This window comes from Variovorax sp. J31P207 (genome assembly GCF_030316965.1).
Taxonomy (GTDB): domain Bacteria; phylum Pseudomonadota; class Gammaproteobacteria; order Burkholderiales; family Burkholderiaceae_C; genus Variovorax; species Variovorax ginsengisoli_B.
Genome location: NZ_JASZYN010000005.1, coordinates 214408 through 240251, shown reverse-complemented (window position 1 = coordinate 240251; position 25844 = coordinate 214408). Strand labels below are relative to the sequence as shown.

Here is a 25844-nt window from a genome sequence, read left to right as displayed (position 1 = left end):
GGTTTTTGCTCTGTCCTCAACTGATCAGGAGCGGCGCAGGAAGGCCTCGATCTCGCCGGCGACGAACCGGGGCTGCTCATGCACCACCCAGTGCGTGGCGCCCGGCACCCGGACGATCTCGAGCTTCGGCACATAGTCCTCCAGGCCTTCCAGCAGCCCGGGCAGCAGCGCCTTGTCGTCGAGCGCCCACAGGACCAGGGTGGGCGCGGCGACCGTGAGCTTGTCGTGGGGCATGTCCGGCATCGCGGGCGCCGGCTGGCCGGGCATGGCCGGCTTCAGCGGCGTGACGCGATACAGGTTGCAGGCGCCCGTGAGGCCCGCATCCCAGACCTTGCGGTACTGGTCCTTGACCGGCTCCGTGAGCCAGCCGAAGCCATCAGCGCCGGCCTTCATGCCGAGGAACATGGGCCACATGCGGCGGTAGTCGTCGGCCGCCAGGAGCGTCTCGGCATCCGGCCGGGCCAGGAAGTTCATGTAGGCGCTCGCGGCCTGCTGGTCCGGGTTGTTCTGCAACTCGCGGGCGAAGGTGCCGGGATGCGGCGAGTTGATGATCACCAGGCGTCCCAGCCGGTCGCCGTGCCGGTTGCCGAAACCCCAGCCGAAGGCGCCGCCCCAGTCGTGCGCCACCAGCACCTCGATGCGGCCGGCCGGGTTCTCGCTGGCCGCCAGTTCGGCGAGGTCCTGCACCAGGAGGTGGGCCCGGTAGGCCGAGACCTCGGTGGGTGCGCTGGACTCTTCGAAGCCGCGCAGGTTCGGTGCGATGCAACGGAAGCCGCCGTGCTCGGGCGCGGCGAAGTATTCGAGCAGTTCGTCCCAGATGAACGCGGCCTCGGGAAAACCGTGCAGGAACACCATCAGCGGCCGGCCGGGCGCGCCGGCCGCGCGGCAGCTCAGGGTGGTGCCGTTCGGCAGTGCGCGGGCGAAAGTCTCGATCACAGGCTGTCTCCTTCGTTGTCCATGCGGCGAGGAGGCCAGCGCCGGATTCAGGGCTGCTCGTCGATGGGGGCTTGCTCGGATGCCGGCTCGGAAGGCGGCGCGGGCTGCCCGTCTTCCGGGTGCGCCCAGCGCCACAGCAGCTCGGCCGCCTCGTCCACGCCGTGCTGCTTCAGGGCCGAGAACAGTTTGACCTCGCCGCCGCCGGCCTGCAGTCGCGCAATCGACAGCGCCTTGGCGCCGTCCGAGCGCGTGAGCTTGTCCGACTTGGTGAGCAGCACCAGGAACTTGAGCCCCTGCTCGACCCGCGGCCGGATCACGTCGAGCAGGATGTCGTCGAGCTCGGTCAGGCCGTGGCGCGGATCGCACATCAGCACCACGCCGCGCAGGTTCGGACGGGTCATCAGGTAGTTGCCCATCACGCGCTGCCAGCGCAGCTTGGCCTCCTTGGGCACGGCCGCATAGCCATAGCCGGGCAGGTCGGCGAGCACGGCGTCGTCGACCTTCTGCTTGCCGACGCCGAACAGGTTGATGTGCTGGGTCCGGCCCGGTGTCTTCGAGGCGAAGGCCAGCCGGGTCTGCTGCGTCAGGGTATTGATGGCGGTCGACTTGCCGGCATTCGAGCGGCCGACGAAGGCGATCTCGGGCAGGTCGAAGGTCGGCAGATGCTCGAGCTGGGGGGCGCTCGTGAGGAAGTGGGCAGTGTGCAGCCAGCCGCGCGCCACACGGGCGCGTTCGGCCGCCTGGGGGTCGACGGCGGTCGCTTTGCGGGAGTAGCTGGCGGCGGGCTTCCGCGGCGGGGTGGTCATCGATAGGCTTTCGGTACGGGGCGCCATTGTAGAATCGCCGGGTTTTGCGCCATAAATCCAAGCCCCCGATATGAAGTTGTTTGCCAAATTTCTGCTTGCAGCCCTGTTGGGCGCCGCCGCCAGTGCCAGCTTCGCGGCTGACGAGCCCGCTGCAAAGCCGGCTGCCGAGGCGCCCGCCAAGGCACCGAAGCCCGACCCCGCCAAGGGCGACACGGTCTTCAATGCCACGCCGGCAAACAGCCAGAGCTGTGCCTCGTGCCACAACGCGGACGGAAATTCGGCCATCGCGGCGAACCCCAAGCTGGCGCAGCAGCACCCCGAGTACATCCTCAAGCAGCTGCAGGACTTCAAGTCCGGCAAGCGCAAGAGCGCGATCATGAAGCCCATGGCCACGGCGCTGTCGGACGATGACATGCGCAACATCGCCTGGTTCGCGGCCTCGAAGAAGGTCAAGCCCGGCTTCGCCAAGGAAAAGGACCTGGTCGGCCTGGGCGAGCGGATCTTCCGCGGCGGCATCGCCGATCGCCAGATCCCGGCCTGCGCCGGCTGCCACAGCCCGAACGGCGCCGGCATCCCGGCCCAGTACCCGCGCCTGGGCGGCCAGCACGCCGAATACACTGCGCAGCAGCTGACCCTGTTCCGCGAAGGCACCCGCCTCAATTCGCCGGTCATGACCGGGGTGGCGGCCAAGCTCAGCAACAAGGAAATCACCGCGGTCGCCGACTACATCGCCGGCCTGCGCTGAACGCCGGGCCTCCAAGCCTGAACCAACCGCCAATAACAAACTCCTAACAAGGCGGGTCCATCCGGCAGGATGGCCCGCCTTGTTTGCTTTCCACGCCTCGCACCGATGTCAGTCTCCACCCACGGCCTTCGCGTCCGCCGCGGCCCCCATGCGGTCCGCGCGGCGGTGGAGCTGTTCTCGTCGATGCGCTTCGCGATCGCGCTGCTGACCATCATCTGCATCGCCTCGATCATCGGCACCGTGCTGAAGCAGCACGAGCCGGTCGGCAACTACGTGAACCAGTTCGGCCCCTTCTGGGCCGAGCTGTTCCGTGCCGCCAGGCTCGACTCGATCTACAGCGCCTGGTGGTTCCTGCTGATCCTGCTGTTCCTGGTGGTCAGCACCTCGCTGTGCATCGCGCGCAACACGCCGCACATCCTGCGCGACCTGAGGACCGTGAAGGAAGGCATCCGGGCCCAGAGCCTGAAGGCCTTCGGGCAGCGCGCCGAGGCCGTGCTGGCCGAGACGCCCGACAGCGCCGCCAAGCGTATCGGCGAACTGCTGGCCGGCGGCGGCTGGAAGGTCAAGCTGCAGCACCGCGAGGCCGAAGGGCAGAGCCAGGGCTGGATGGTGGCCGCGCGCGCCGGCGGGGCCCACAAGCTCGGCTACATCGCCGCCCACGGCGCGATCGTGCTGGTCTGCATCGGCGGCCTGTTCGACGGCGACCTCGTCGTCCGGGCCCAGACCTGGTTCAACGGCAAGAGCGTCTACACCGGCGGCGGCCTGATCAAGGACGTGGCGCCCGAGCATCGGCTGTCGCCGCGCAACCCGACCTTTCGCGGCAACATCCTGGTGCCCGAGGGCGCGCAATCCAGCGTCGCGATCCTGAACCAGGCCGACGGCGTGCTGCTGCAGGATCTGCCGTTCTCGATCGAGCTCAAGAAGTTCATCGTCGAGTACTACTCGACCGGCATGCCCAAGCTGTTCGCCAGCGAAGTGGTGCTGCACGACCGCGAGACCGGCGAGCAGCTGCCCAAGCGCATCGAGGTCAACCATCCGGCCAGCTACAAGGGCGTCGAGATCTACCAGTCGAGCTTCGACGACGGCGGCTCCAGCGTGAAGCTCAAGGCGGTGCCGATGGGCGCGGCCGCCAAGCCCTTCGAGATCGACGGCACCATCGGCGGCAGCAGCGAGATCACCAACGGCAGCGACCGGCTCACGCTCGAACTGGTGGCGCTGCGTGTCATCAACGTCGAGAACTTCGCCGACGGCGGCGGCGCCATGACCAGCGGCGCCGACGTCCGCAAGGTCGACCTGCGGCACGACCTCGAGTCGCGCCTGGGGGCGGCCAACAAGACCAACAAGCCCAAGGTGCTGCGCAACATCGGCCCCAGCATCGGCTACAAGCTGCGCGACGCTTCCGGGCAGGCGCGCGAGTTCCAGAACTACATGGTGCCGGTCGACACCGGCGACGGCCAGCCGGTGTTCCTGCTCGGGGTGCGCGAGCGGCCGGAGGACCCCTTCCGCTACCTGCGCGTGCCGGCCGACGAGCAAGGCTCGATGGAAGGCTTCGTGCGCATGCGCGCCGCCCTGGCCGATGCCAAGCTGCGCGACCGGGCCCTCGACCGCTACATCGCGCGCGCCACCGATCCCAAGCGGCCCGAGCTGGCCGCCCAGCTGCGCGCCTCCGCGGCCCGGGCGCTGGCCCTGTTCGCGGGCACCGAGCGCGCCAAGGTCGACGCGGTCAGCAGCGGCGGCTGGCAGGCGGTGGCCGAGTTCATGGAGGCCAACGTGCCCGAGGCCGAGCGCGAACGCGCGGCCTCCGTGCTGGTGCGCATCCTCAACGACGTGCTGTTCGAGGTGCTCAACCTGAGCCGCGAGCAGGCCGGCCAGGCCGCCATGCCGCCGGACGAGAAATCGCAGCTCTTCCTCACGCAGGCGGTGCTGGCGATCAGCGACGCCCACTTCTATCCGGCCCCGGTCGCGATGATGATGTCCGACTTCAAGCAGGTCCAGGCCAGCGTCTTCCAGGTCGCACGAGCCCCTGGCAAGAACATCGTCTATCTGGGCTGTCTGTTGCTGATCGTGGGCATTTTTGCGATGCTGTACGTGCGCGAGCGCCGGCTCTGGGTGTGGCTCGCGAAGGACGGCGACGATGCCCGGGGCACGGCGGCGACCCTGGCTTTCTCGGTCAACCGCAAGACCATCGACAGCGACCGCGAATTCGAGCACTTGAAGCACAAGCTGCTCGCCATCACGAAAGACACCGCGTCATGACGACCACCACGCTCACTCTCAACGACAGCTGGCTCTCCCGCCGCAACGCCCTCGACTGGGTGTTCGCGTTGCTGGTGCTGGCGGGCGCCGTCTTCGCCTTCTCGCGCTACCACGGTGCGATGGACTACTACGAGCAGACGATCCTGGTGGCGGCCGTGCCCGCCGCCGTCTGGCTGGGCTGGTTCTGGCGGCCGCTGCGGGTGCTGGCGATCGTGGTCGCGGCCGCCGCGCTGCTGGCCATCGCGTCCTACCAGGGCGACCTGGCGCGGGCCGACAGCGTCTTCTGGCTCAAGTACTTCCTGTCGAGCCAGTCGGCCATCCTCTGGATGAGCGTGCTGTTCTTCATGAGCACGATCTTCTACTGGATCGGCTTCTTCGGCGGCCGCCAGGGCGACGCCATGGACCTGATCGGCTCGCGCCTGGCCTGGGCCGCGGTCACGATGGCGCTGATCGGCAGCATGGTGCGCTGGTACGAGAGCCACCAGCTCGGCCCCGACATCGGCCACATCCCGGTCAGCAACCTGTACGAGGTGTTCGTCCTCTTCTGCTGGCTCACCGCCACCTTCTACCTGTATTTCGAATGGCGCTACCGGACCCGCGCGCTGGGTGCCTTCGTGATGCTGGTGGTCAGCGCCGCGGTCGGTTTCCTGCTCTGGTACACGCTGGTGCGCGACGCCCACGAGATCCAGCCGCTGGTGCCGGCGCTGCAGAGCTGGTGGATGAAGCTGCACGTGCCGGCCAACTTCATCGGCTACGGCACCTTCTCGCTCGCTGCCATGGTGGCCTTCGCCTACCTGATCAAGGAGCAGGCCGCCGAGACCCGCTGGTACAAGCTGACGCCGATCTGGCTGCTCGGCGTGGCGCTGTGCTTCGTGCCGGTGGCGTTCCGCCAGCGCGTGCAGGAGGCTGGCGGCAGCTACTGGGTCGGCTATGCCGCGATCTCGGCGCTGATCGCCGCCGGCATCCTGATGGGCCGCAAGCGCATCGCGGCGCGGCTGCCGGCCAACGAGGTGCTCGACGACGTGATGTACAAGTCGATCACGGTCGGCTTCGCCTTCTTCACCATCGCCACCGTGCTGGGCGCGCTGTGGGCGGCCGATGCCTGGGGCGGCTACTGGAGCTGGGACCCGAAGGAAACCTGGGCGCTGATCGTCTGGCTCAACTACGCCGCCTGGCTGCACATGCGGCTCGTGAAGGGGCTGCGCGGCACCGTGGCGGCCTGGTGGGCGCTCGGCGGCCTGGCCGTGACCACCTTCGCCTTCCTCGGCGTCAACATGTTCCTGAGCGGGCTGCACAGCTACGGCACGCTCTAGCGCGGTTTTTGCGCGTGGAATGATCCGGGGGCGTGCCTGGCGCGTAACCGGATCGGCATCGGCAACGAACTCCCCCTGACTGAGCGTTTTCAGGCGAAAGGCATTTCATGTTGATTCATTCCCGCGACGACGGCTTCCTCCACCCGCGTTCGAGCGAGATCACGCCCAAGGGCGTCTACGAAGGCCGGCGCGACATGCTGCGCTGGATGGCCGGCGGTGTCGCCGGCGCGGCCATGGCCTCCTGGGCGGCGCGCGACGCGCTGGCGCAGGCAGCGGCACCGGGCAAGCTGGCGCCGCTCGCGGGCGCGAAATCGGCGGTGCCTGGCGCCCAGACGATGGAAAAGCTGACCGACTACAAGGACGCCACCAGCTACAACAACTTCTACGAGTTCGGCACCGACAAGGGCGACCCGGTGAAGAACGCCGGCAGCCTGAAGACCCGGCCCTGGACCGTCGAGGTCGAAGGCCTGGTCAAGAAGCCCGGCAAGTACGGCATCGAGGACCTGCTCAAGCTCAGCGCCCAGGAAGAGCGCATCTACCGCCTGCGCTGCGTCGAGGGCTGGTCGATGGTGATCCCGTGGGTCGGCTATTCGTTGTCGGAACTGATCAAGAAGGTCGAGCCGCAGGGCAACGCCAAGTACGTCGAGTTCCTGACGCTGGCCGATCCCAAGACCATGCCCTTCGTCGGCTCGCGCGTGCTCGACTGGCCCTATGCCGAGGGCCTGCGCATGGACGAGGCGATGCATCCGCTGACCTTGCTGACTTTCGGCATGTACGGCGAGGTGCTGCCGAACCAGAACGGCGCCCCGGTGCGCATCGTGGTGCCCTGGAAGTACGGCTTCAAGAGCGCCAAGTCGATCGTCAAGATCCGCTTCGTCGAGAAGGAGCCGGGCACGGCCTGGAACAAGGCCGCGGCCAACGAGTACGGCTTCTATTCCAACGTCAATCCGAACGTCGACCACCCGCGCTGGAGCCAGGCGACCGAGCGGCGCATCGGCGACGGCGGCGGGCTGTTCGCCAAGCGCGCCAAGACCCAGATGTTCAACGGCTACGAGGCCCAGGTCGGCCAGTTGTATGCCGGTCTGGACTTGAAGAAATACTACTGAGCGCAGCGCCGTGAACAAGCTGCTGATGCACCCGGCCGCCAAGCCGGTGGTGTTCGTGCTCTGCCTGCTGCCCTTCGCGTGGCTGTTCTACGGCGCGCTGACCGACGGCCTTGGGGCCAACCCGGCCGAGTACCTGATCCGCTCGACCGGCGACTGGACCTTGCGCTTCATCTGCATCGTGCTGGCCGTGACGCCCTTGCGCGTCATCGCCAAGGCGAACGCGCTGGCGCGCTTTCGCCGCATGCTGGGCCTGTTCGCGTACTTCTATGTCGTGCTGCACCTGCTGAGCTACAGCTGGTTCGACATGGGTTTCGAGATGGCCGACATCGCCAAGGACATTGCCAAGCGACCGTTCATCCTGGTCGGCTTCTCGGCCTTCGTGCTGCTGACGCCGCTGGCCGCGACCTCGTTCAACCGCGCCATCAAGGCGCTGGGTGCGAAGCGTTGGCAGGCGCTGCACAAGCTGGTCTACGGCATCGCCGCGCTGGGGCTGCTGCACTTCTTCTGGATGCGGGCCGGCAAGAACAACTTCGCCGAAGTGTTCGTCTACGCCGGGATCATCGCCGTGCTGCTCGGCTGGCGCGTGTGGAACTTCGCGCGCAACAAGGACAACAAGCTGCCGCGGCCACTGGCCGCGGCGCCCCGGGCCCCGCTCAGTCGCTGAAGCGTTCGCTTGCCAGTTGATCGTCGATGCTTTCGCGGCGGCGGATCAGCGTCGCCGTCTTGCCGCTCACCAGCACCTCGGCCGCGCGTCCGCGCGTGTTGTAGTTGCTGGCCATGGCCATGCAGTAGGCCCCGGCGGACAGGACCGCGAGCAGGTCGCCCGACTGGACCTGCAGCGCGCGGTCGCGGCCGATCCAGTCGCCGCTTTCGCAGACCGGGCCGACCACGTCATAGGTGGCGGCGGCGCCGGCGCGTTCAGCCAGCGGGACGATCTGGTGGAAGGCCTGGTACATCGCGGGCCGCGGCAGGTCGTTCATCGCCGCATCGACGATGCAGAAGTTCTTTTCCTCGCCGGGCTTGAGATAGAGCACCTCGGTCACGCAGACCCCCGCATTGCCGACCAGCGAGCGGCCCGGCTCGACGATCAGCCGGCGCTGGCCGAAGCCGCGGGCATCGAGCCGCGTGAGCAACTGCTGCCAGAGCGCATCGGCGGCGGGCGGCGTGTCGCCGTTGTAGTCGATGCCCAGGCCGCCGCCGAAGTCGAGATGGTGCAGCGGCACGCCGGCCGCCTCGATCGCCTCGACCAGGTCGAGCACGCGCTCGAGCGCCTCGAGGTAGGGCGAGGCGTCGGTGATCTGGGAGCCGATGTGGCAGTCGATGCCGACCACCTTCAGGCCCTTCAGGGCAGCCGCATGCCGGTAGATCGCGACCGCGCGATCGTGCGCGACGCCGAACTTGTTGCCCTTCAGCCCGGTCGAGATGTAGGGGTGCGTTTTCGGATCGACGTTCGGATTGATACGGATGCTGACCGGCGCGCGGCGGTCGTCCTTGAGCGCGACGGCATTGAGCACGTCGAGCTCGGCTTCGCTTTCGACGTTGAAGCATCCGATGCCGGCCGCCAGCGCCTGCCGCATCTCGGCCCGGGTCTTGCCGACGCCCGAGAAGATCACCTTGGCCGGATCGGCGCCGGCGGCAAGCACTCGCGCCAGTTCGCCGCCCGAGACGATGTCGAAGCCGCAGCCGGCCTCGGCGAAGACGCGCAGCACGCCCAGCGAGGAATTGGCCTTGATCGCGTAGCAGACCATCGCATCGCGGCCTGCGAAGCCGCGCTGGTAGGCGGCGAGGGCGTCGAGCATCCATTGCTTCGAGTAGACGAACAGGGGGGTGCCGTATTTCTGCGCCAGTTCGGCGAGCGGCCGGCCTTCGACCTGCAGGGCGCCGTCCTGGCGCGCGATGTGGGGATGGCCCGGGAGCCGTGCGGCGGCGTTCACTGGCTGGCTCCTGCGGGGGCGCTGCTGGCGGCTGCCGGCGGCTTGGCCGGGGCGTCGCCGGCGGCGCTGGCGGGCGGCGTGGGCAGCAGCAGGCCGGGCAGCGTGGTGCGTTCCTTGGCGAGCGGATCGGTGGGCAGGTACAGCGAGCCCTTCTGGCCGCAGGCCGTCAGGCCGGCACCGACGAGCGCGAGGCCCAGGGCGCTCACTAGAATTTGGCGAACATTCAACATGGCGAAATTGTACTTTTCGACCTGGACACGCTTTGCAACCCCTGCGCCAACCGCCATCGCCCATGCTGGGCTACAAGCCCGAAATCGACGGATTGCGTGCCCTCGCCGTCCTGTCGGTGATCGGTTTCCATGCGTTTCCAACGATTTTTCCAGGCGGATTCGTCGGCGTGGATGTCTTTTTCGTCATCTCTGGCTACATCATCACGCGCCTGTTGAATGCCGAGTGGAATGCGAATGGCTCGATCGACCTGTCGGCGTTCTATGCACGGCGTGTTCGCCGAATCTTCCCGATGCTCGTGGCGGTGGTCGCCTGCACCCTGGTGGCGTCGAACCTCCTGCTGCAGGGCGTCGGAGAAGTGGAGGCGGTTGGCCGATCCGCGGCGGCGTCCCTGCTCTTCGTGGGCAATCTTTACTTCCAGGCGAATACCGGCGGCTATTTCGACCCGGTCGTCGAGCGCTTGCCATTGCTGCATCTGTGGTCGCTCGGCGTCGAAGAACAGTTCTATTTGCTGTGGCCGGTCTTGATGGTGCTGGTGCTGCGCCGGCGTCCCGGTCGCTTATTCGGAATCGTCGCGGCCTGCGCGCTGTTCTCGTTCCTGCTCGCGCTCGGCCTGGGCCTGTTCAGCCCGAATGCCGCCTTCTACCAGATGCCTGCCAGATTCTGGGAGCTGGCCGCCGGGGGCTTGATCGCGCTGCGAACCTGGCATCGCCCCATCTCCGGCCGGCTGCTTTCGATCACTGCCATCGGCCTTTTGATGTTGGCGGTCGTCCTGCCTGGCGCGCTGCCCGGCGGCGTGCGCGTTCCACTCGCCGTGACTGCTGCGGCAATGCTCGTGTACGCGAGCCATGCGAGCGCCGACCTCGGTCGGGTCGGCGCCGTGCTGCGCTCTGGGCCGGCGCTGTTCTTCGGGCTGATTTCCTATTCGCTCTACCTCTGGCACTGGCCGCTGCTCGCGCTGGCACGGGCAGTGCATCCGGGTCAGGCGCCGGCGCTCACGCGCGCCATGCTGTGTGCCGCGGCGGTGGCACTCGCATGGGCCAGCTTCCGCCTGGTCGAGAACCCGCTCAGGCATCCCGCACGGACCACGCCGAATCGCCAACTGGTCTTCGCGGGGCTGCTGACATCACTGGTGCTCGCCTATTGCAGCGTCGTCTTCACCGACGCCATGGCGAGAGGTCCTGGTGAAGACAGTCCGGCGGAGCGCATCAGCCGGGATTTCCCCGAAAACCGCTTTCGATGCCATTCGACCGGCGATGAGGCCGTCACCCAGGTTCCGAAACGCGGCTGCAATTCGGCCGTGGACAAACCGGTGCGGGTCGCCATCTGGGGCGACTCCTACGCGCTCGCATGGCAACCGTTCGCGTGGGCGCTGGCGGCGCAAGAGGGCGGTGCCGCGATCAGTTTCTCGAGGGACGCCTGTCCGCCGGCGATCGACTACGACAATCGAAAGCAGTTGCTGGAAGCGCAGCGCTGCAAGGCGTTCAACGCGCTGGCGATCAGCGAAGTCGAAGCAGTCGATACCTTGATCTTGTCCGCGGCCTGGTTGGCCCATGCCGGCGAGGATGATTTCGCGCGCCAGATCGAGCAGACCGTGGCCCGCGTCGCGCCCCGGGTCCGGAATGTCCTCATCCTGGGCCCTACGCCCTATTTGAACGAGTCCGCTTCCGCATGCCTGGACTCGCCGCAGGCCGAGGCCTGTTCGGTGAGTCGACAGGAATTCGACCGCCAGGCCGCGCCCTCGCGGACCTTCATCAGAAGCTTGCAGGCGAAGCACGCCAATGTCACCTACGTCGAGCCCGCAGGATTCTTCTGCGATGCCAATCGCTGCCCGGCGATCAAGGACGGCTATGGCCTCTACTGGGACAGGAACCATGTCTCCTCCACGGCGGTGCGCAAGTTCTCGGAGGGTTTCCTCGCAGCACATTCGACGGGCCCGTTGGCCACACCGCCGATGAACTGAGGCCGGATGCGGGAAAATGAGTCCTGTTCCAAGACCGAGAGCCTCGATGACCGACCCCGAATACATGGACCGCGCGGAATCCGCACTGGCAGCGATCGAGCGCAGCTGCGACCGCATCAACGACGAGAGCGACGTCGACATCGACAACCAGCGGGTCGGGGGAATGATCACGATCATCTTCGGCAACGGCAGCCAGCTGATTGTCAACCTGCAGAAGCCGCTGCAGGAGATCTGGCTCGCCGCGCGTTCCGGCGGCTACCACTACCGGCACGACGGCCGCGCCTGGGTCGACACCAAGACCGGCGAGGAGTTCTTCGGCAACCTGTCGCGCGAGGCGACCCGGCAAGCAGGCCAGCCGCTCCAGTTCATCGCCGGCTAGCGCGACGCGCTCAATTCCTGAAGAGATCCAGGATCCGGCTGCGCTCTTCCACCGGCGCCGGCGCGCTGATCGGCGGTGCCGCGATCGCCTCCGCCGGCTGCGTCGGTCCGCTGTCGACGCCCAGGGTGGCGACGCCGCGGCCTGGCGCGTAGTCGTCGTAGTACCACTCGCCGCCGACATTCACCACGCCGGGGGGCGCCGGCACCTCGGCCACCGGCACGCCCTTGATCGCGGTCTCCATGAAGTTGATCCAGATCGGCAGGCTCAGCCCGCCGCCGGTCTCGCGATCACCCAGCTTGCGCGGCGTGTCGTAGCCCATCCAGGCGACCGCCGCCAGGGTGGGCTGGAAGCCCGCGAACCAGGCATCGAGCGAGTCGTTGGTGGTCCCGGTCTTGCCGTAGATGTCGGTCCGCTTGAGCGTCGCCTGCGCCTTGGCCGCGGTGCCGCCGCTGGCCACCGACTGCAGCAGGCTGGCCATCAGGAAGGCGTTGCGCTGCGGCACCGCACGCAGGGTCTCGTTGAGCAGCGGCGGCTGCTTGTCGACCAGCACCTTGTCCTTGTGGTCGGTCACCCGGGTCACGAGGTAGGGGTTGACGCGATAGCCGCCGTTGGCGAACACCGAGTACGCGGTCGCCATCTGCATCGGCGTCACCGAGCCCGCGCCCAGCGCCATCGGCAGGTAGGCCGGGTGCTTCTCGCGCTCGAAGCCGAAGTTGGTGATCCAGTCCTGGGCGTAGCGGGTGCCGATCGACTGCAGGATGCGGATCGACACCATGTTCTTCGACTTCATCAGCGCCCGGCGCATCGGCATCGGGCCTTCGAAGGTGCCGTCGTAGTTCTTCGGCTCCCAGGGCTGGCCGCCGGTGGTGCCGGCGTCGAAGAAGAGCGGTGCATCGTTGATCACGGTGCTGGGCGTGAAGCCCTTCTCGAGCGCGGCCGAATAGATGAACGGCTTGAAGCTCGAGCCCGGCTGGCGCCAGGCCTGCGTGACGTGGTTGAACTTGTTCTTGTCGAAGTCGAAGCCGCCGATCATCGCCTTGACGGCGCCGTCGCGCGGATCCATGGCGACGAAAGCGCCTTCGACCTCGGGCAGCTGGGTGATTTCCCAGGCGCCCTTCGGCGTCTTCACGACCCGGATCACGGCGCCGCGCCGGATCCGGATGTTGGGCGGTGCCTTGTCCGACAGCCCGGACTGTGCCGGCTTCAGGCCGTCGCCGGTGATCTGGACCGCGTCGCCGTTGCCGCGCACCGCCTGGATCTCCTTGGCGTTCGCCTTCAGCACCACGGCCGACATGACGTCGCCGTTGTCGGGGTGGTCGGCCAATGCGTCGTCGACCGCTTCGTCGAGCTCCTTGGGGTCGTTCGGCAGGTCGACGAACTTCTCGGGGCCGCGGTAGATCTGGCGCCGCTCGTAGTCCATGATTCCGCGCCGCAGCGCACGGTAGGCCGCCGCCTGGTCGGCCGCGACCAGCGTGGTGTAGACCTTGAGGCCGCGCGTGTAGGTGCTGTCGCCGTACTGCGCGTACATCAGCTGGCGCACGGTCTCGGCCACGTACTCGGCGTGCAGCCGCGTCGGGTCGGCGGCGTCGCGCAGGTGCAGTTCCTCCTTGCGGGCCTGGGCGGCCTGGTCGGCGTTGATGAAGCCGGCCTCCTGCATGCGGTCGATCACGTACAGCTGGCGGCCGCGGGCGCGGGCCGGGTTGTTGACCGGGTTGTTGGCGCCCGGTGCCTTCGGCAGGCCGGCGAGCATCGCCGCCTGGGCGATCGTGATGTCCGAGAGCGGCTTGCCGAAATAGGCCTCGGAGGCGGCCGCGAAGCCGTAGGCGCGGTTGCCCAGGTAGATCTGGTTCAGGTAGATCTCGAGGATCTGGTCCTTGCTCAGCAGGTGCTCGAGCTTGAAGGTCAGCAGCACTTCGTAGATCTTGCGGGTCAGCGTCTTTTCGGAGCTGAGGTAGACGTTGCGCGCCACCTGCATCGTGATGGTCGACGCGCCCTGGCTCTTGGCCCGGTTCATGTTGGCCATGCCGGCCCGCAGCATGCCCTTGTAGTCGACACCGCCGTGCTCGTAGAAGCGGGCGTCCTCGGCGGCCAGCACCGCATCCTTCATGATCTTCGGGATGGTCGCGATCGGCGTCAGGTTGCGGCGCTCTTCGCCGAACTCGCCGATCAGGATCCCTTCGGCCGAAAACACCCGCAGCGGCAGCTTGGGACGGTAGTCGGCGAGTTCGGAGATGTCAGGCAGGTTGGGGTAGGCGACCGCCAACGCGACCGCGATCACGCAGATCAGCGCGACCGTCCCGGCCACCACGAGACCGAGGCTCCACAGGATGAGGCGAAGCAACCATTTCAGCCAGGCTGGGCGTTTGGGAGCGGGAGCCTTCGCAGGCCCTTTGGGTCGAGAGTTTTCGGGCATTGAGGCTGTTGGAGTCTGAGCGCATTATAAAAACGCGCCGCCGTAGGACGGCGCCGCGGTAGCAGTTAGGACCCAAGTACTCTTATTTGTGACGCAAGTTGCAGTTCCGAACTGTTACGTCGACTTTTGACAACGAATGCTCACTCACTGGGGATTCGGCGCTTGGATTGGCTTGCACGTTGCTGCTAGCATGCAACCACACGCAATTATTTCCAATCGTTACAAACGGATGGGATCGAACTTGACTGCTCTTGGATCATTGTTTCGCCGCCAGCCCGCGCCTCTGCTCGGGCTCGACGTCAGTTCGTCCAGCGTCAAGCTGGTCGAGCTCGGCCGTGACGCGAGCGGCAAGCTGGTGCTCGAGCGCTGCGCGATCGAGCCCCTCGAACGCGGCTGGATCACCGACGGCAATGTCGAGAAGTTCGACGAAGTCGCGGAGGCCGTGCGGCGCGTGGTCCGCAAGAGCGGCACCCGCACCAAGAATGTCGCGCTGGCCCTGCCGCCGTCGGCCGTGATCACCAAGAAGATCATCCTGCCCGGCGGCATGAGCGAGCAGGAGCTCGAGATCCAGGTCGAGTCGGAAGCCAACCAGTACATCCCGTTCTCGCTGGACGAGGTGAGCCTCGATTTCTGCGTCATCGGGCAGAGTGCCAACTCGGCCGGCGACGTCGAGGTGCTGATCGCCGCCTCCCGCAAGGAAAAGGTGCAGGACCGCCAAGGCCTGGCCGAGGCCTCGGGCCTCAAGGCGGTGATCCTCGACGTCGAGTCCTATGCCTCCCGGCTGGCGACGGCGCGCCTGATCGAGCAACTGCCCGGCCAAGGCCAGGACGCCGTGGTCGCACTGTTCGAAGTCGGTGCCTTCACCACCAGCATGCAGGTGCTGCGCAACCAGGAAGTCCTGTACGACCGTGACCAGGCTTTCGGCGGCGCCCAGCTGACCCAGCTGATCGTTCGCCAATACGGCTTCTCGGCCGAGGAGGCCGAGGCCAAGAAGCGCAGCGGGGAACTGCCCGACGACTACGCGGCCGGCGTGCTCAAGCCCTTCGTGGCCAGCATCGCGCAGGAAATCGCCCGCGCGCTGCAGTTCTTCTTCACCAGCACGCCGCACAATCGCGTCGACTACGTTCTGCTGGCGGGCGGATCGGCGGGCCTGCCCGGCCTCACGAGCGCGGTCACCCGCCAGACCTCGTTCGCCTGCTCGCTGGTCAACCCGTTCGACGGCATGGAGATCGGCAGCAGCATCCGCGAGAAGAAGGTGCGGCGCGAGGCGGCCTCCTACCTGACGTCCTGCGGCCTCGCGATGCGGAGGTTCCTGCAGTGATCCTGATCAATCTGCTCCCGCACCGCGAAGCCGCGCGCAAGCGCCGTCGCGAGACCTTCTATGCCACGCTGGGTCTTTCCGCGGTGCTGGGCGGGCTCATCGCGGTCACCGCGTTCCTCTGGTTCCAGGCCCAGATCTCCAATCAGCAGTCGAAGAACGCGCTGCTGAAGACCGAGATCACCAAACTCGAGACGGAGATCAAGGAGATTTCCACGCTGCAGGCCGAGATCGCCGCCTTGCGCGCCCGCCAGACGGCGGTCGAAGACCTGCAAGGCGACCGCAACCTGCCCGTCCACCTCCTCAACGAGCTGGTCCGGCAGCTGCCCGACGGGGTCTACATCACCAGCATGAAGCAGGAAAACCAGACCGTCACGCTGCAGGGCATGGCGCAGTCGAACGAGCGGGTCTCCGAGCTGCTGCGCAACCTGGGCAACAGCAGCCCGTGGCTGGTCAAGCCCGAGCTCATCGAGATCACCTCGGCGACGGTGAGCCTGAGTGCGCGCGACCAGCGGCGCGTCGCCAACTTCAGGATGCGCATCGGCCTCAAGCGGCCGACCGACGCCCAGAAACCACCCGCCGGCGCGCCCGCGGCCATCAAGGCGAAGGGGTAAGCGCTCATGGCAAAGAAACGCCCTTCCGAGAGGTTCGACCTCGCACTGGCCCTGCGCCGCTTCAGCCAGCAGTTCCAGGGGCTGAACCCCAACGATCCGTCGGTCTGGCCGGCCGTGCCGCGCTACGCCTTGTGCGCGGCGGTGGTCGCCGCGGTCCTGGCGGCGCTGTGGTTCGTCTGGCTCACCAACTCGAACGACGAGCTCGATGCCGAGCGCGCCAAGGAAGTCACCCTCAGGGCCGACTACCAGAAGAAGGTGGCGCAGGCCGCCAACCTCGATCTGCTCAAGAAGCAGCGCGAGCAGGTGCAGCAATACGTCACGCTGCTTGAGAAGCAGTTGCCCAGCAAGGCCGAGATGGATGCGCTGCTGTCGGACATCAACCAGGCCGGCCTGGGTCGCAGCCTCCAGTTCGAGCTGTTCCGCCCGGGCCAGATTTCGGTCAAGGACTACTACGCCGAGCTCCCGATCGCGGTCCGCGTGACCGGCCGCTACCACGACATGGGTGCCTTCGCCGCCGACATCGCGAACCTGTCGCGGATCGTGACGCTGAACAACCTCTCGGTGTCGCCGCAGAAAGACGGGGTGCTGGTCATGGACGCCACGGCGCGCACCTACCGCTATCTCGACGAGGAAGAGCAGGCGGCGCAGAAGCGCGCAGCCGCCGCGGCTGCGGGGGCCAAGAAGAAATGAGAACGCTCAGCTTTCTATGGATCGCGGTCGCAGCCGTCGGGCTGACCGGCTGCTTCGGCTCGGAGCAGGAAGACCTCCAGCGCTGGATGGCCGAACAACGCGCGCAGGTGAAGCCCAGCGTGCCGCCGATCACCGAACCGAAGAAGTTCACGCCGCAGGCGTACACCGAGGCCGCGGCCTTCGACCCGTTCAACATTCAGAAGCTGACGCAGGCGCTGCGCCGGGACTCGGCCCAGCCCAGCACCTCGGGCCTGATCGCGCCCGAGCTGGCGCGTCGCAAGGAAGCGCTCGAGGCCTTCCCGCTCGACTCGATGGCGATGGTCGGCAGCCTGAGCCGCAATGGCCAGCCGGTGGCGCTGATCAGCGTCGACAAGCTGCTCTACCAGGTGCGGGTCGGCAACTATCTGGGACTCAACTACGGGCGCATCACCCGTATCAGCGAAACCGAACTCGGCCTGCGTGAAATCGTGCAGGACGCTGCCGGTGAATGGATCGAACGCGTGGCGACCCTGCAGTTGCAAGAGAAGGCGAAATGAACCAACAAAAATCTATGCTCGCGCAGTGGCTGCGCGTGGCCGGTGCCGCGATCGTGGCCTTCGGTGCCGCGGCAGTCGTTCATGCGCAGAACGCGATCGAATCGGTCACGAGTTCGATGCAGTCCGGTGCCGAGGTGATCCGGGTCGACTTCACCCAGCCGCTGGCCGCGGCGCCGACCGGCTTCGCGATCCAGTCGCCGGCCCGTGTCGCGCTTGATTTTCCGGGCGTGACCAACGCCATCGGTCGCAACGCGATCGAAGTCAACCAGGGCAACTTGCGCTCGGTCAACGTGGTCCAGGCCGGCGATCGCACGCGCCTGGTCCTGAACCTGAAGCAGGCTGCCGCCTACAAGACCGAGATCCAGGGCAAGTCTTTGCTGGTCTCGCTGGAACCGGTCGCGGGGGCCGCATTGGCCGCTTCGACGCCGTCCGCCTTCGCCGAGAACCGCAACCGCGACATGCTGCCGCTGCGCGATGTCGATTTCCGCCTGGGCAGCGACAACACCGGCCGCGTGATCGTCGACCTCGCCAACAACCAGGTGGGCGTCGACATCCGCCAGCAGGGCAAGAACCTGGTGGTCGAGTTCACCAAGTCGACCCTGCCCGAAGGCCTGCGCCGCCGCCTCGACGTCTCCGACTTCGGCACCCCGGTGCAACTCGTGACGACCCAGCAGGTCGGCGACCGCGTCCGGATGGTGATCGAGCCGCGCGGCGAGTGGGAGCACAGCGCCTACCAGAGCGAGAATCAGTTCGTGGTCGAAGTGCGTCCGCGCAAGATCGATCCGACCAAGCTGACGCAGGGCGTCGGCTACAACGGCGAAAAGCTGTCGCTGAACTTCCAGAACATCGAAGTGCGCTCGCTGCTGCAGGTGATCGCCGACTTCACCAACTTCAACATCGTGACCTCCGACTCGGTCACGGGTTCGCTGACCCTGCGCCTGAAGGACGTGCCCTGGGACCAGGCGCTCGACATCATCCTGCAGGCCAAGAACCTGGGCATGCGCAAGAACGGCAGCGTGCTCTGGATTGCGCCGAAGGACGAGATCAACGCCAAGGAAAAGATGGAGTTCGAGGCCCAGGCCGCGATCCAGAACCTCGAGCCGCTGCGTACCCAGTCGTTCCAGCTCAACTACACCAAGGCGATCCAGATCGCCCAGGGCCTGACCGGCACCGGCGCTTCCAGCGGCGGCGGAGGCGGCAGCAGCACCACCCGCATTCTGAGCCCGCGCGGCAGCGTGATCGCCGAAGCCCGCACCAACCAGCTGTTCGTGTCGGACATCCCGTCGCGGCTGGTGCAGGTGGCCGAGCTGATCCAGAAGCTGGACATCCCGGTGCGCCAGGTGCTGATCGAGGCCCGCATCGTCGAGGCGTCCGACACCTTCGGCAAGTCGCTGGGCGTGCGCCTCGGCGGCGGCGCGCTGAACAACAACAATGCGATCGGGCCGACGACCTTCATCCCGGGGACCGCGACCTCGCCGCCGAACCTGATCTCGACCCCGACGGGCAGCAATTTCGTCAACCTGCCGTCGACCGGTGTCTCCGGCAACGGCAATGCGCCGGGCACCTTCGCGGTCTCGCTGTTCAATTCGAGCCTCTCGCGCATCCTGAACCTCGAGATCTCGGCCCTCGAAGCCGACGGCAAGGGCAAGGTCGTGTCGAGCCCGCGCGTCGTGACCGCCGACCAGACCAAGGCGCTCATCGAGCAGGGCACCGAGCTGCCCTACCAGGTCGCGACTTCCAGCGGCGCCACCTCGATCGCCTTCCGCAAGGCCAACCTGAAGCTCGAGGTGACGCCGCAGATCACGCCCGAGGGCAACATCATCCTGACGCTGGACGTCAACAAGGACACGGTGGGCCAGCCGACCACCGCCGGCTTCGCGATCAATACCAAGCACGTGCAGACCGAGGTGCTGGTCGAAAACGGCGGCACGGTCGTCATCGGTGGTATCTTCGAGCTCACCGAAGCCAACGACGAATCGCGCATCCCGGTGCTTGGTGAGGTGCCCTACCTCGGGGCGCTGTTCCGGACGCGCACTCGCACTGCCAACAAAACTGAAATGCTCGTCTTCATCACCCCGAAAATGATCACCGACCGCAACGCTGCGCGCTGACGCGCGGCGTTCGCAGCTTTGCATGGCGGTCGCACTCGTCGGCTTGCCCGGCGCCGGCAAATCCGCGATTGGCCGGCGCCTTGCGCAGCGCCTTCAACTTCCCTTCGTCGACAGCGATCACGTGATCGAGGAGCGGATCGGCTGCTCGATCCGCGACTATTTCGAGCGCGAAGGTGAGGCCAGTTTCCGGGATCTGGAGCAATCCGTCATTGCCGAACTGGCCGCCGCGCCGCACGGCGTGGTCGCCACCGGTGGCGGCTGCGTGTTGCGCGAGGCCAATCGGCAGGCGCTGCGCGCCGGCTTCCATGTGCTCTACCTGCGCTCGCTGCCCGAGGACCTGTTCCGCCGGCTGCGCCACGATGTCAAGCGTCCGCTGCTGCAGGTGGCCGATCCGCTGGGCCGGCTGCGCGAGCTCCATGACGCGCGCGACCCCCTTTACCGCGAGACCGCCCATGAAACCGTCGAGACCGGCCGGCCGTCGATCTCGGTGGTGGTCAACATCATCGTGATGCAGCTGGAGCTCGCCGGCGTCGTGGTGCCCCCCGACCCGGGGCCGCTGACGGACTGACCGTCCCCCAGGCCGGGCCCGAACCCGCGCCGCCGCATGCACCTAAACTCGGGGGATGCCATTGCCAGTCCCTCCCGAACGCGTCGAGATCCAGCTCGGCGAGCGCAGCTACCAGATCCTGATCGGCAGCGACCTGCTGGGCGATCCGCGCAGCTTCGCGGCCGCCCCTTCGGCCGCCAGCGCCCTGATCGTCACCAACACCACCGTGGCGCCGCTCTATGCGGCCACCCTGCGCGAGGCGCTGGCCGGCCGCTACCGCGAGGTGCACGTGCTCGAGCTGCCCGATGGCGAGGCGCACAAGGACTGGCAGACCCTGAACCGGGTCTTCGACGCGCTGCTGGCCCGCGGCGCCGATCGGAAGACGGTGCTTTTCGCGCTGGGCGGCGGCGTGGTGGGCGACATGACCGGCTTCGCCGCCGCCAGCTACATGCGGGGCGTGCCCTTCGTGCAGGTGCCGACGACGCTGCTGGCGCAGGTCGATTCGTCGGTCGGCGGCAAGACCGCGATCAACCACCCCCTGGGCAAGAACATGATCGGCGCCTTCTACCAGCCGCAGCTGGTGTTGTGTGACCTGGCGACGCTGGCCAGCCTGCCGCCGCGCGAGCTCAGCGCCGGGCTGGCCGAGGTCATCAAGTACGGGCCGATCTACGACCTGGACTTCCTGGCCTGGATCGAGGCCCACATCGATGCGCTGATCGCCCGCGAGCCCGCGGCGCTGGCGCATGCGGTCAAGCGCAGCTGCGAAATCAAGGCCGAGGTCGTGGGCCAGGACGAACGCGAAGCCGGCCTGCGCGCGATCCTCAATTTCGGCCATACCTTCGGCCATGCGATCGAGTCCGGCCTCGGCTATGGCGAATGGCTGCACGGCGAGGCGGTCGGCTGCGGCATGGTCCTGGCGGCGCAGCTGTCCGCGCGCCTCGGCGGCATCGACGCCGCCTTCGTCGAGCGGCTGACCGCGCTGGTGCGGCGTGCCGGCCTGCCGGTGGTCGCGCCCGCCCTGGGCGCTGAGCGCTACCTTGAACTCATGCGGCTCGACAAGAAATCCGAGGCCGGCGAAATCCGCTTCGTGGTGCTCGACAAGCCGGGTTCGGCGGTCGTGCGCAGCGCGCCCGATGCGATGGTGCGCGAAGTCCTGGCGCAGGGCTGCGCCGCTTGATTTTGCCGGGCTTCATCCGATGAGCCTCGCGCCCTACGCCAGCGATCCGGCCCGCTCGCGCGGCCGGCGTCATGCCGAGGCGCCGGCGCCGACCCGCGACGACTTCCAGCGCGACCGCGACCGCATCGTGCACTCGACCGCCTTCCGGCGCCTGGTCTACAAGACCCAGGTGTTCCTGAACCACGAGGGTGACCTATTTCGCACCCGCCTGACCCATTCGCTCGAGGTCGCGCAGCTTGGGCGCTCGATCGCGCGGGCGCTGCGGCTCAACGAAGACCTGGTGGAGGCGATCGCGCTGGCCCACGACCTCGGCCACACCCCCTTCGGCCATGCCGGACAGGATGCGCTCGACGCCTGCATGCAGGCGCATGGCGGCTTCGAGCACAACCTGCAGAGCCTGCGCGTGGTCGACGAGCTCGAGCACCGCTATCCGCAATACGACGGCCTCAACCTGAGCTTCGAGACCCGTGAAGGCATCCTCAAGCACTGCTCGCGCGCCAATGCCGAGCGGATCGAGGCCGCGGAGCCCGGCGGGGTGGGGCGGCGCTTCTGCGACCGGACCCAGCCCGGCCTGGAAGCGCAGCTGTGCAACCTGGCCGACGAGATCGCCTACAACGCCCACGACATCGACGACGGCGTCAGGTCGGGCCTGATCAGCATCGAGCTCCTGGGCGAGGTCGACCTGTTCGATCGCCACCGGCGCGAGGCCTTGGCCGAGCACCCCGGGCTGGAAGGGCGGCGGGTGCTCTACGAGACGATCCGCCGCATGCTGAGCGCGCAGGTCTACGACGTCATCGACGCCACGCGCGCGGCGCTCGAAGCGGCCGCGCCGGCCGATGCCGACGCGGTCCGGCGAAGCGACCCGCTGGTGCTTTTCAGTGCCGGGATGCGGGCCGAATCCACGGCGCTCAAGCGCTTCCTGTTTCGCAATCTCTATCGCCACCCGCAGGTGGTGCAGACCGCCGAACAGGCGCAGGGCGTGGTGCGCGCGCTGTTCGATGCCTACCTGGCGGCGCCCGCGGAAATGCCCGAGGCCTTCGCCCGGCGCGGCGACCGGCAGCGCGGCGTGGCGGACTACATCGCCGGGATGACCGACCGCTTCGCGATCCGGGAGTACGAGCGTCTCACGGGGCAGCGGTGGGTGCCATGAGCCCCCGCCCGGCCGCTCCGAAGGGGGCTCGCACCGCAGTGCGCAGCACGGAGGTTTCCGAATGAGCCCCCGCCCGGCCGCTCCGAAGGGGGCTCGCACCGCAGTGCGCAGCACGGAGGTTTCCGAATGAGCCCCCGCCCGGCCGCTCCGCAGGGGGCTCGCACCGCAGTGCGCAGCACGGAGGTTTCCTCATGAGCCCCCGCCCGGCTGTGACCCGCCGGATTCCGGTCGCCGCGCTGGCGGTCGTCGCCGGCGGCGTCGCCGCGGCGCTGCATATCGGCAAGCTGCCGCCGGCGGTGCCCGCCTTGCAGGCCAGCCTGGGCATCGGACTGGTGCAGGCGGGTTTCCTGCTGTCGCTGGTGCAGGTCGCCGGCATGAGCCTGGGCCTGGGTGTCGGGTTGATGGCCGACGCCATCGGTCTTCGACGCAGCATGCTGGCCGGACTGGCGCTGCTCGCCGCCGCCAGCGCGGTCGGTGGCGGTGTCGGCGCCTGGGTCGACGATCCGGCGCAGGCCTTCGCCTGGCTGCTCGCGCTGCGGGCGCTCGAGGGGGTCGGCTTCCTGCTGGCCGTGATGCCGGGGCCGGGACTGATCCGTGCCGTCGCGCCGGTTGGTGCCGACAAGGCCGCCATCGGACTCTGGGGGGCCTACATGCCGCTCGGGGTGGCATTGGCGCTGCTGGTCGGGCCGGCGCTGATCGCCCAGGCCGGCTGGCCCGGTTGGTGGTGCGCCCTGGCGGCGGCTTCGGCCTGCGCGGCCATCTGGGTGGCGCTGGCGGTGCCGGCCGACGGCGCCCGCCGCCGCGTTGCGTCCGCCGGCTCGGCAGAAGGGTGGGGCGTCCGCCTGCGCGAGACGCTGAGTGCGGGCGGTCCGTGGACGCTGGCGCTGGCTTTCGCGGTCTACTCCTCCCAATGGATCGCGGTGATCGGATTCTTGCCTGCGATCTATGTCGACGCGGGCGTCCCGAGCGGCTGGAACGCGGCGCTGACCGCGCTCGCCGCGGCCCTCAACATCATCGGCAACGTGGTCGGCGGCCGGCTGCTCCAGCGAGGGCTGCCACCGGTTCGACTGCTGCGCTGGGGCTTTGTCGTGATGGCGCTCGCGAGCGTCGCGGCCTTTCTGCGGATCGGGGCGCCCGAGGTCGCCTGGAGCCTGCCGCCGGCCCTGCGCTACCTGGCGGTCTGCCTGTTTTCGCTCGGCGGCGGCATGGTGCCGGCGACCTTGTTCATGCTCAGCGTGCGGCTGGCGCCAGGGCCCGCCACGGTCTCGACCACCGTGGGCATGATGCAGCAGGCCTCGTCGTTCGGGCAGTTCGTCGCCCCGCCGGTCGTGGCCTGGCTGGCCCATCGCGTGGGCGGCTGGCAATGGACCTGGATCGTCACCCTGTCCTGCTCGCTGGCCGGCCTGGGCCTGGCAGCCCGGCTGGCGCGGCCGGTCTCCAGCAGGGGCATGGCATGATCGACGGCGCTCCGATCTCCGCTGCGCAAGCCGAGGCCGACACCCGGCGCTGGCTCGAGCGCGCCGTGATCGGGCTCAACCTGTGCCCCTTCGCCAAGGCCGTGCACGTGCGCGGCCAGGTGCACTATGCCGTCTACCTGGCGGGCGACGAATCCGGACTGATCGACGCGCTGCTCGCCGAAGCCCGGGCGCTGGCGGCCAGCGCTGCGTCGGAGCGCGACACCACGCTGCTGATGGCACCGAACACGCTGGCCGATTTCCTCGACTTCAACGATTTCACGGGGCGTGCCGAACGGCGCCTGGCGCGCGCCGGCTTCGACGGCGTTTTCCAGCTGGCGAGTTTTCACCCGCGCTTCCAGTTCGGCGGCACCGAAGCCGACGACATCACCAACGCCACCAACCGGGCGCCTTATCCCACGCTGCACCTGCTGCGCGAGGACAGTGTGAGCCGGGCGGTGGACGCCTTTCCGGAGGCCGAGGCGATCTTCGGCCGCAACATCGAGACGCTCGAAGCGTTGGGCGCCGACGGCTGGGCCGCGCTCGACGTCGGGCCTGGGAGTGCATCATGAACAAGGCGTCGAAGGCGTCCAGGGCCGAGGCGGAAGTGCTGGCGGAATTGCGGCCGGGACAATCGGTCGAGCTGCTGAAGGAACTGCACATCCTCACGCGCGAAGGCCGGCTCAACCAGGATTCGCGTCGCAAGCTCAAGCAGGTCTACCACCTGTTCCAGTTCATCGAGAAGCTGCTGCGCGAGCTCCCCGGCGAAGGGGCCGAGGCGTCGCTGGCCGACCATGGCGCCGGCAAGTCGTACCTCGGCTTCATCATCTACGACCTGTTCTTCAAGCAGGGCGGCGCCGGCCATGTCTACGGCATCGAGACCCGGGCCGAGCTGGTCGAGAAATCGCGCGCGCTCGCCGCGCGACTGGGCTTCGACCGCATGGGCTTCCTCAATCTCACGGTGGCCGAATCCGCGACCGCGGCGGAGCTGCCGCCGACGATCGATGTCGTCACCGCGCTCCATGCCTGCGACACGGCCACCGACGACGCGATCGCCTTCGGGCTGGCCAAGCAGGCGCGCTTCATGGTGCTGGTGCCTTGCTGCCAGGCCGAGGTCGCCGCCTGCCTGCGTGAGACCAAGGCGCTGGCGCTGTCCCGCACGCCGCTGGCGGAGCTGTGGCGCCATCCGCTGCACACGCGCGAGATCGGCAGCCAGCTCACCAATGTGCTGCGCTGCCTGTACCTCGAAGCCAGCGGCTACCAGGTCACGGTGACGGAGCTCGTGGGCTGGGAGCACAGCATGAAGAACGAGCTCATCATCGCGCGCCGCACCGGGCAGCGCAAAGCCAGCGCGGCCGAGCGGCTGCGCGAGCTGCTCGAGCAGTTCGGCCTGACATCGCTGCTCGAGACGCGCTTTCGACTGGCCTGAGCCGGCGCGCCGCCCGTCACCCTCCTGCGCCGCCCTCCGCCATGGCACGACTGCCCCGCCTCACGCTCGCCGGCCAGCCGCACCACGTGATCCAGCGCGGCAACAACCGGCAGCCGGTGTTCCTGGATCGCGCCGACCGCGAGATGTTCCTCGGCCTGCTGGGCGAGAACGCCACGCGATTCGGCATCGCGCTGCACGCCTATGTCCTGATGGACAACCACTTCCACCTGCTGGCCACGCCGTCGACCGCCGACGGCCTGCCGCAATGGATGCAGGCCGTGGGGCGGCGCTACGTGCGCTACTTCAACGATCGGCACGGGCGCAGCGGAACCCTGTGGGAGGGACGCTACAAGTCGACGCTGATCCAGACCGACCGCTACCTGTTCGCCTGCATGGCCTACATCGACCTGAATCCGGTGCGCGCCGGCCTGGTGGCGGAGGCGCGCGAGCATCCGTGGTCGAGCCACGCACACTATGCCGGCCTGGTGCACGACAAGCTGCTGACGCCGCACCCCCTCTACTGGACGCTGGGCAACACGCCCTTCGCGCGCGAGGCCGCCTATGCCGAAATGGTGCGCGCGGGCGTTCCGGCCGCCGCGCAGGCGCTGCTGACCGAAGCGACGTTGCACGGATGGGCCGCCGGCGACCCTGAATTCGTCGATTCGTTACAAAAAACGACAGGTCGGCGCACGGTAAAGGCACGCGCAGGAAGGCCGCCGCTGCCTCGAAAAGCGTAGCG

General features: G+C 67.9%; 24 protein-coding genes. 19 read left to right on the top strand and 5 right to left on the bottom strand.

Annotated features, from left to right (window positions below):
• Positions 1–24: 24 nt before the first annotated feature.
• Both QTI68_RS19055 and yihA read right to left on the bottom strand, forming a co-directional pair.
• On the bottom strand, positions 25–936 hold the full coding sequence (locus QTI68_RS19055) for an alpha/beta fold hydrolase (protein ID WP_286523535.1): 912 nt from the start codon (positions 934–936) through the stop codon (positions 25–27).
• Between the two features lie 47 nt (positions 937–983).
• A complete protein-coding gene (gene yihA, locus QTI68_RS19050; RefSeq protein WP_286523534.1) occupies positions 984–1742 on the bottom strand; it encodes a ribosome biogenesis GTP-binding protein YihA/YsxC in 759 nt (252 codons plus the stop codon).
• A gap of 70 nt (positions 1743–1812) precedes the next feature.
• On the opposite strand from yihA, the gene QTI68_RS19045 reads away from it, so the two are divergent.
• The 5 genes from QTI68_RS19045 (at position 1813) to msrQ (ending at position 7826) form a co-directional block, all read left to right on the top strand.
• Positions 1813–2487, top strand: coding sequence for a c-type cytochrome (locus tag QTI68_RS19045; RefSeq protein WP_286523533.1), 675 nt, complete (start codon positions 1813–1815; stop codon positions 2485–2487).
• A 105-nt stretch (positions 2488–2592) separates the two neighbouring features.
• On the top strand, positions 2593–4743 hold the full coding sequence (locus QTI68_RS19040) for a cytochrome c biogenesis protein ResB (protein ID WP_286523532.1): 2151 nt from the start codon (positions 2593–2595) through the stop codon (positions 4741–4743).
• Positions 4740–6056, top strand: coding sequence for a c-type cytochrome biogenesis protein CcsB (gene ccsB, locus QTI68_RS19035; RefSeq protein WP_286523531.1), 1317 nt, complete (start codon positions 4740–4742; stop codon positions 6054–6056). Before QTI68_RS19040 ends, ccsB begins: the two co-directional genes overlap by 4 nt.
• 107 nt (positions 6057–6163) lie before the next feature.
• The gene (msrP, locus tag QTI68_RS19030) at positions 6164–7162 is read left to right on the top strand and encodes a protein-methionine-sulfoxide reductase catalytic subunit MsrP (RefSeq protein ID WP_286523528.1); all 999 of its coding nucleotides are present in this window, start codon (positions 6164–6166) and stop codon (positions 7160–7162) included.
• A gap of 10 nt (positions 7163–7172) precedes the next feature.
• Positions 7173–7826: a protein-methionine-sulfoxide reductase heme-binding subunit MsrQ gene (gene msrQ, locus QTI68_RS19025; protein WP_286523526.1), complete on the top strand. Its 654-nt coding sequence runs from the start codon at positions 7173–7175 to the stop codon at positions 7824–7826.
• Here msrQ and lysA read toward each other — a convergent pair.
• Positions 7816–9096, bottom strand: a complete 1281-nt coding sequence (lysA, locus tag QTI68_RS19020; protein ID WP_286523524.1) for a diaminopimelate decarboxylase — start codon at positions 9094–9096, stop codon at positions 7816–7818. The genes msrQ and lysA overlap by 11 nt on opposite strands.
• Positions 9093–9326, bottom strand: a complete 234-nt coding sequence (lptM, locus tag QTI68_RS19015; protein WP_286523522.1) for an LPS translocon maturation chaperone LptM — start codon at positions 9324–9326, stop codon at positions 9093–9095. Before lptM ends, lysA begins: the two co-directional genes overlap by 4 nt.
• Positions 9327–9388: 62 nt before the next feature.
• Here lptM and QTI68_RS19010 point away from each other — a divergent pair, with 62 nt between their 5' ends.
• Together QTI68_RS19010 and cyaY are read left to right on the top strand one after the other, a co-directional pair.
• Positions 9389–11287 (top strand): acyltransferase family protein, encoded by a 1899-nt coding sequence (locus tag QTI68_RS19010; RefSeq protein WP_286523521.1) that lies wholly within the window; start codon positions 9389–9391, stop codon positions 11285–11287.
• A 46-nt stretch (positions 11288–11333) separates the two neighbouring features.
• Positions 11334–11666 carry an iron donor protein CyaY gene (cyaY, locus tag QTI68_RS19005; RefSeq protein WP_286523520.1) on the top strand — a complete coding sequence of 111 codons (333 nt, stop codon included), beginning with the start codon at positions 11334–11336 and terminating at the stop codon, positions 11664–11666.
• A 10-nt stretch (positions 11667–11676) separates the two neighbouring features.
• Here the strand turns inward: cyaY and QTI68_RS19000 are convergent, their stop codons facing one another.
• Complete coding sequence (locus QTI68_RS19000) at positions 11677–14079, bottom strand: penicillin-binding protein 1A (RefSeq protein WP_286523517.1); 2403 nt, start codon at positions 14077–14079, stop codon at positions 11677–11679.
• A gap of 241 nt (positions 14080–14320) precedes the next feature.
• On the opposite strand from QTI68_RS19000, the gene QTI68_RS18995 reads away from it, so the two are divergent.
• The 12 genes from QTI68_RS18995 to QTI68_RS18940 all read left to right on the top strand — a co-directional run bounded on the left by QTI68_RS18995 (position 14321) and on the right by QTI68_RS18940 (position 25842).
• The gene (locus tag QTI68_RS18995) at positions 14321–15400 is read left to right on the top strand and encodes a pilus assembly protein PilM (protein WP_286523516.1); all 1080 of its coding nucleotides are present in this window, start codon (positions 14321–14323) and stop codon (positions 15398–15400) included.
• Positions 15397–16011: a PilN domain-containing protein gene (locus tag QTI68_RS18990; protein ID WP_286523515.1), complete on the top strand. Its 615-nt coding sequence runs from the start codon at positions 15397–15399 to the stop codon at positions 16009–16011. The genes QTI68_RS18995 and QTI68_RS18990 overlap by 4 nt, the downstream gene beginning before the upstream one ends.
• 6 nt (positions 16012–16017) lie before the next feature.
• Positions 16018–16701: a type IV pilus inner membrane component PilO gene (locus QTI68_RS18985; protein ID WP_286523514.1), complete on the top strand. Its 684-nt coding sequence runs from the start codon at positions 16018–16020 to the stop codon at positions 16699–16701.
• The gene (locus QTI68_RS18980; protein ID WP_286523512.1) at positions 16698–17237 is read left to right on the top strand and encodes a pilus assembly protein PilP; all 540 of its coding nucleotides are present in this window, start codon (positions 16698–16700) and stop codon (positions 17235–17237) included. Before QTI68_RS18985 ends, QTI68_RS18980 begins: the two co-directional genes overlap by 4 nt.
• Positions 17234–19348, top strand: a complete 2115-nt coding sequence (locus tag QTI68_RS18975; protein WP_286523511.1) for a type IV pilus secretin PilQ — start codon at positions 17234–17236, stop codon at positions 19346–19348. The genes QTI68_RS18980 and QTI68_RS18975 overlap by 4 nt, the downstream gene beginning before the upstream one ends.
• Before the next feature lie 22 nt (positions 19349–19370).
• On the top strand, positions 19371–19916 hold the full coding sequence (locus tag QTI68_RS18970) for a shikimate kinase (RefSeq protein WP_286523510.1): 546 nt from the start codon (positions 19371–19373) through the stop codon (positions 19914–19916).
• Between the two features lie 55 nt (positions 19917–19971).
• Positions 19972–21072, top strand: coding sequence for a 3-dehydroquinate synthase (aroB, locus tag QTI68_RS18965; protein WP_286523508.1), 1101 nt, complete (start codon positions 19972–19974; stop codon positions 21070–21072).
• Between the two features lie 19 nt (positions 21073–21091).
• Positions 21092–22222, top strand: a complete 1131-nt coding sequence (locus tag QTI68_RS18960) for a deoxyguanosinetriphosphate triphosphohydrolase (RefSeq protein WP_286523506.1) — start codon at positions 21092–21094, stop codon at positions 22220–22222.
• 191 nt (positions 22223–22413) lie between these two features.
• Positions 22414–23679, top strand: coding sequence for an MFS transporter (locus tag QTI68_RS18955; RefSeq protein ID WP_286523504.1), 1266 nt, complete (start codon positions 22414–22416; stop codon positions 23677–23679).
• On the top strand, positions 23676–24248 hold the full coding sequence (locus tag QTI68_RS18950) for a DUF1415 domain-containing protein (protein WP_286523503.1): 573 nt from the start codon (positions 23676–23678) through the stop codon (positions 24246–24248). Before QTI68_RS18955 ends, QTI68_RS18950 begins: the two co-directional genes overlap by 4 nt.
• Entirely contained in the window at positions 24245–25105 is an 861-nt protein-coding gene (locus QTI68_RS18945; RefSeq protein WP_286523501.1) for a class I SAM-dependent methyltransferase, read from the top strand. The genes QTI68_RS18950 and QTI68_RS18945 overlap by 4 nt, the downstream gene beginning before the upstream one ends.
• Positions 25106–25146: 41 nt before the next feature.
• A complete protein-coding gene (locus QTI68_RS18940; RefSeq protein ID WP_286523500.1) occupies positions 25147–25842 on the top strand; it encodes a transposase in 696 nt (231 codons plus the stop codon).
• Positions 25843–25844: the final 2 nt, after the last annotated feature.

Coding starts and splice junctions, on each gene's coding strand:
- QTI68_RS18955 (WP_286523504.1), top strand. CDS start 22,414: ATGAGCCCCCGCCCGGCTGTGACCCGCCGGATTCCGGTCGCCGCGCTG.
- QTI68_RS18975 (WP_286523511.1), top strand. CDS start 17,234: ATGAACCAACAAAAATCTATGCTCGCGCAGTGGCTGCGCGTGGCCGGT.
- QTI68_RS18940 (WP_286523500.1), top strand. CDS start 25,147: ATGGCACGACTGCCCCGCCTCACGCTCGCCGGCCAGCCGCACCACGTG.
- ccsB (WP_286523531.1), top strand. CDS start 4,740: ATGACGACCACCACGCTCACTCTCAACGACAGCTGGCTCTCCCGCCGC.
- QTI68_RS18970 (WP_286523510.1), top strand. CDS start 19,371: ATGGCGGTCGCACTCGTCGGCTTGCCCGGCGCCGGCAAATCCGCGATT.
- QTI68_RS18980 (WP_286523512.1), top strand. CDS start 16,698: ATGAGAACGCTCAGCTTTCTATGGATCGCGGTCGCAGCCGTCGGGCTG.
- lptM (WP_286523522.1), bottom strand. CDS start 9,326: ATGTTGAATGTTCGCCAAATTCTAGTGAGCGCCCTGGGCCTCGCGCTC.
- QTI68_RS18950 (WP_286523503.1), top strand. CDS start 23,676: ATGATCGACGGCGCTCCGATCTCCGCTGCGCAAGCCGAGGCCGACACC.
- QTI68_RS19010 (WP_286523521.1), top strand. CDS start 9,389: ATGCTGGGCTACAAGCCCGAAATCGACGGATTGCGTGCCCTCGCCGTC.
- cyaY (WP_286523520.1), top strand. CDS start 11,334: ATGACCGACCCCGAATACATGGACCGCGCGGAATCCGCACTGGCAGCG.
- QTI68_RS19045 (WP_286523533.1), top strand. CDS start 1,813: ATGAAGTTGTTTGCCAAATTTCTGCTTGCAGCCCTGTTGGGCGCCGCC.
- msrP (WP_286523528.1), top strand. CDS start 6,164: ATGTTGATTCATTCCCGCGACGACGGCTTCCTCCACCCGCGTTCGAGC.
- QTI68_RS18985 (WP_286523514.1), top strand. CDS start 16,018: ATGGCAAAGAAACGCCCTTCCGAGAGGTTCGACCTCGCACTGGCCCTG.
- aroB (WP_286523508.1), top strand. CDS start 19,972: ATGCCATTGCCAGTCCCTCCCGAACGCGTCGAGATCCAGCTCGGCGAG.
- QTI68_RS19000 (WP_286523517.1), bottom strand. CDS start 14,079: ATGCCCGAAAACTCTCGACCCAAAGGGCCTGCGAAGGCTCCCGCTCCC.
- yihA (WP_286523534.1), bottom strand. CDS start 1,742: ATGACCACCCCGCCGCGGAAGCCCGCCGCCAGCTACTCCCGCAAAGCG.
- QTI68_RS19040 (WP_286523532.1), top strand. CDS start 2,593: ATGTCAGTCTCCACCCACGGCCTTCGCGTCCGCCGCGGCCCCCATGCG.
- QTI68_RS18945 (WP_286523501.1), top strand. CDS start 24,245: ATGAACAAGGCGTCGAAGGCGTCCAGGGCCGAGGCGGAAGTGCTGGCG.
- QTI68_RS18960 (WP_286523506.1), top strand. CDS start 21,092: ATGAGCCTCGCGCCCTACGCCAGCGATCCGGCCCGCTCGCGCGGCCGG.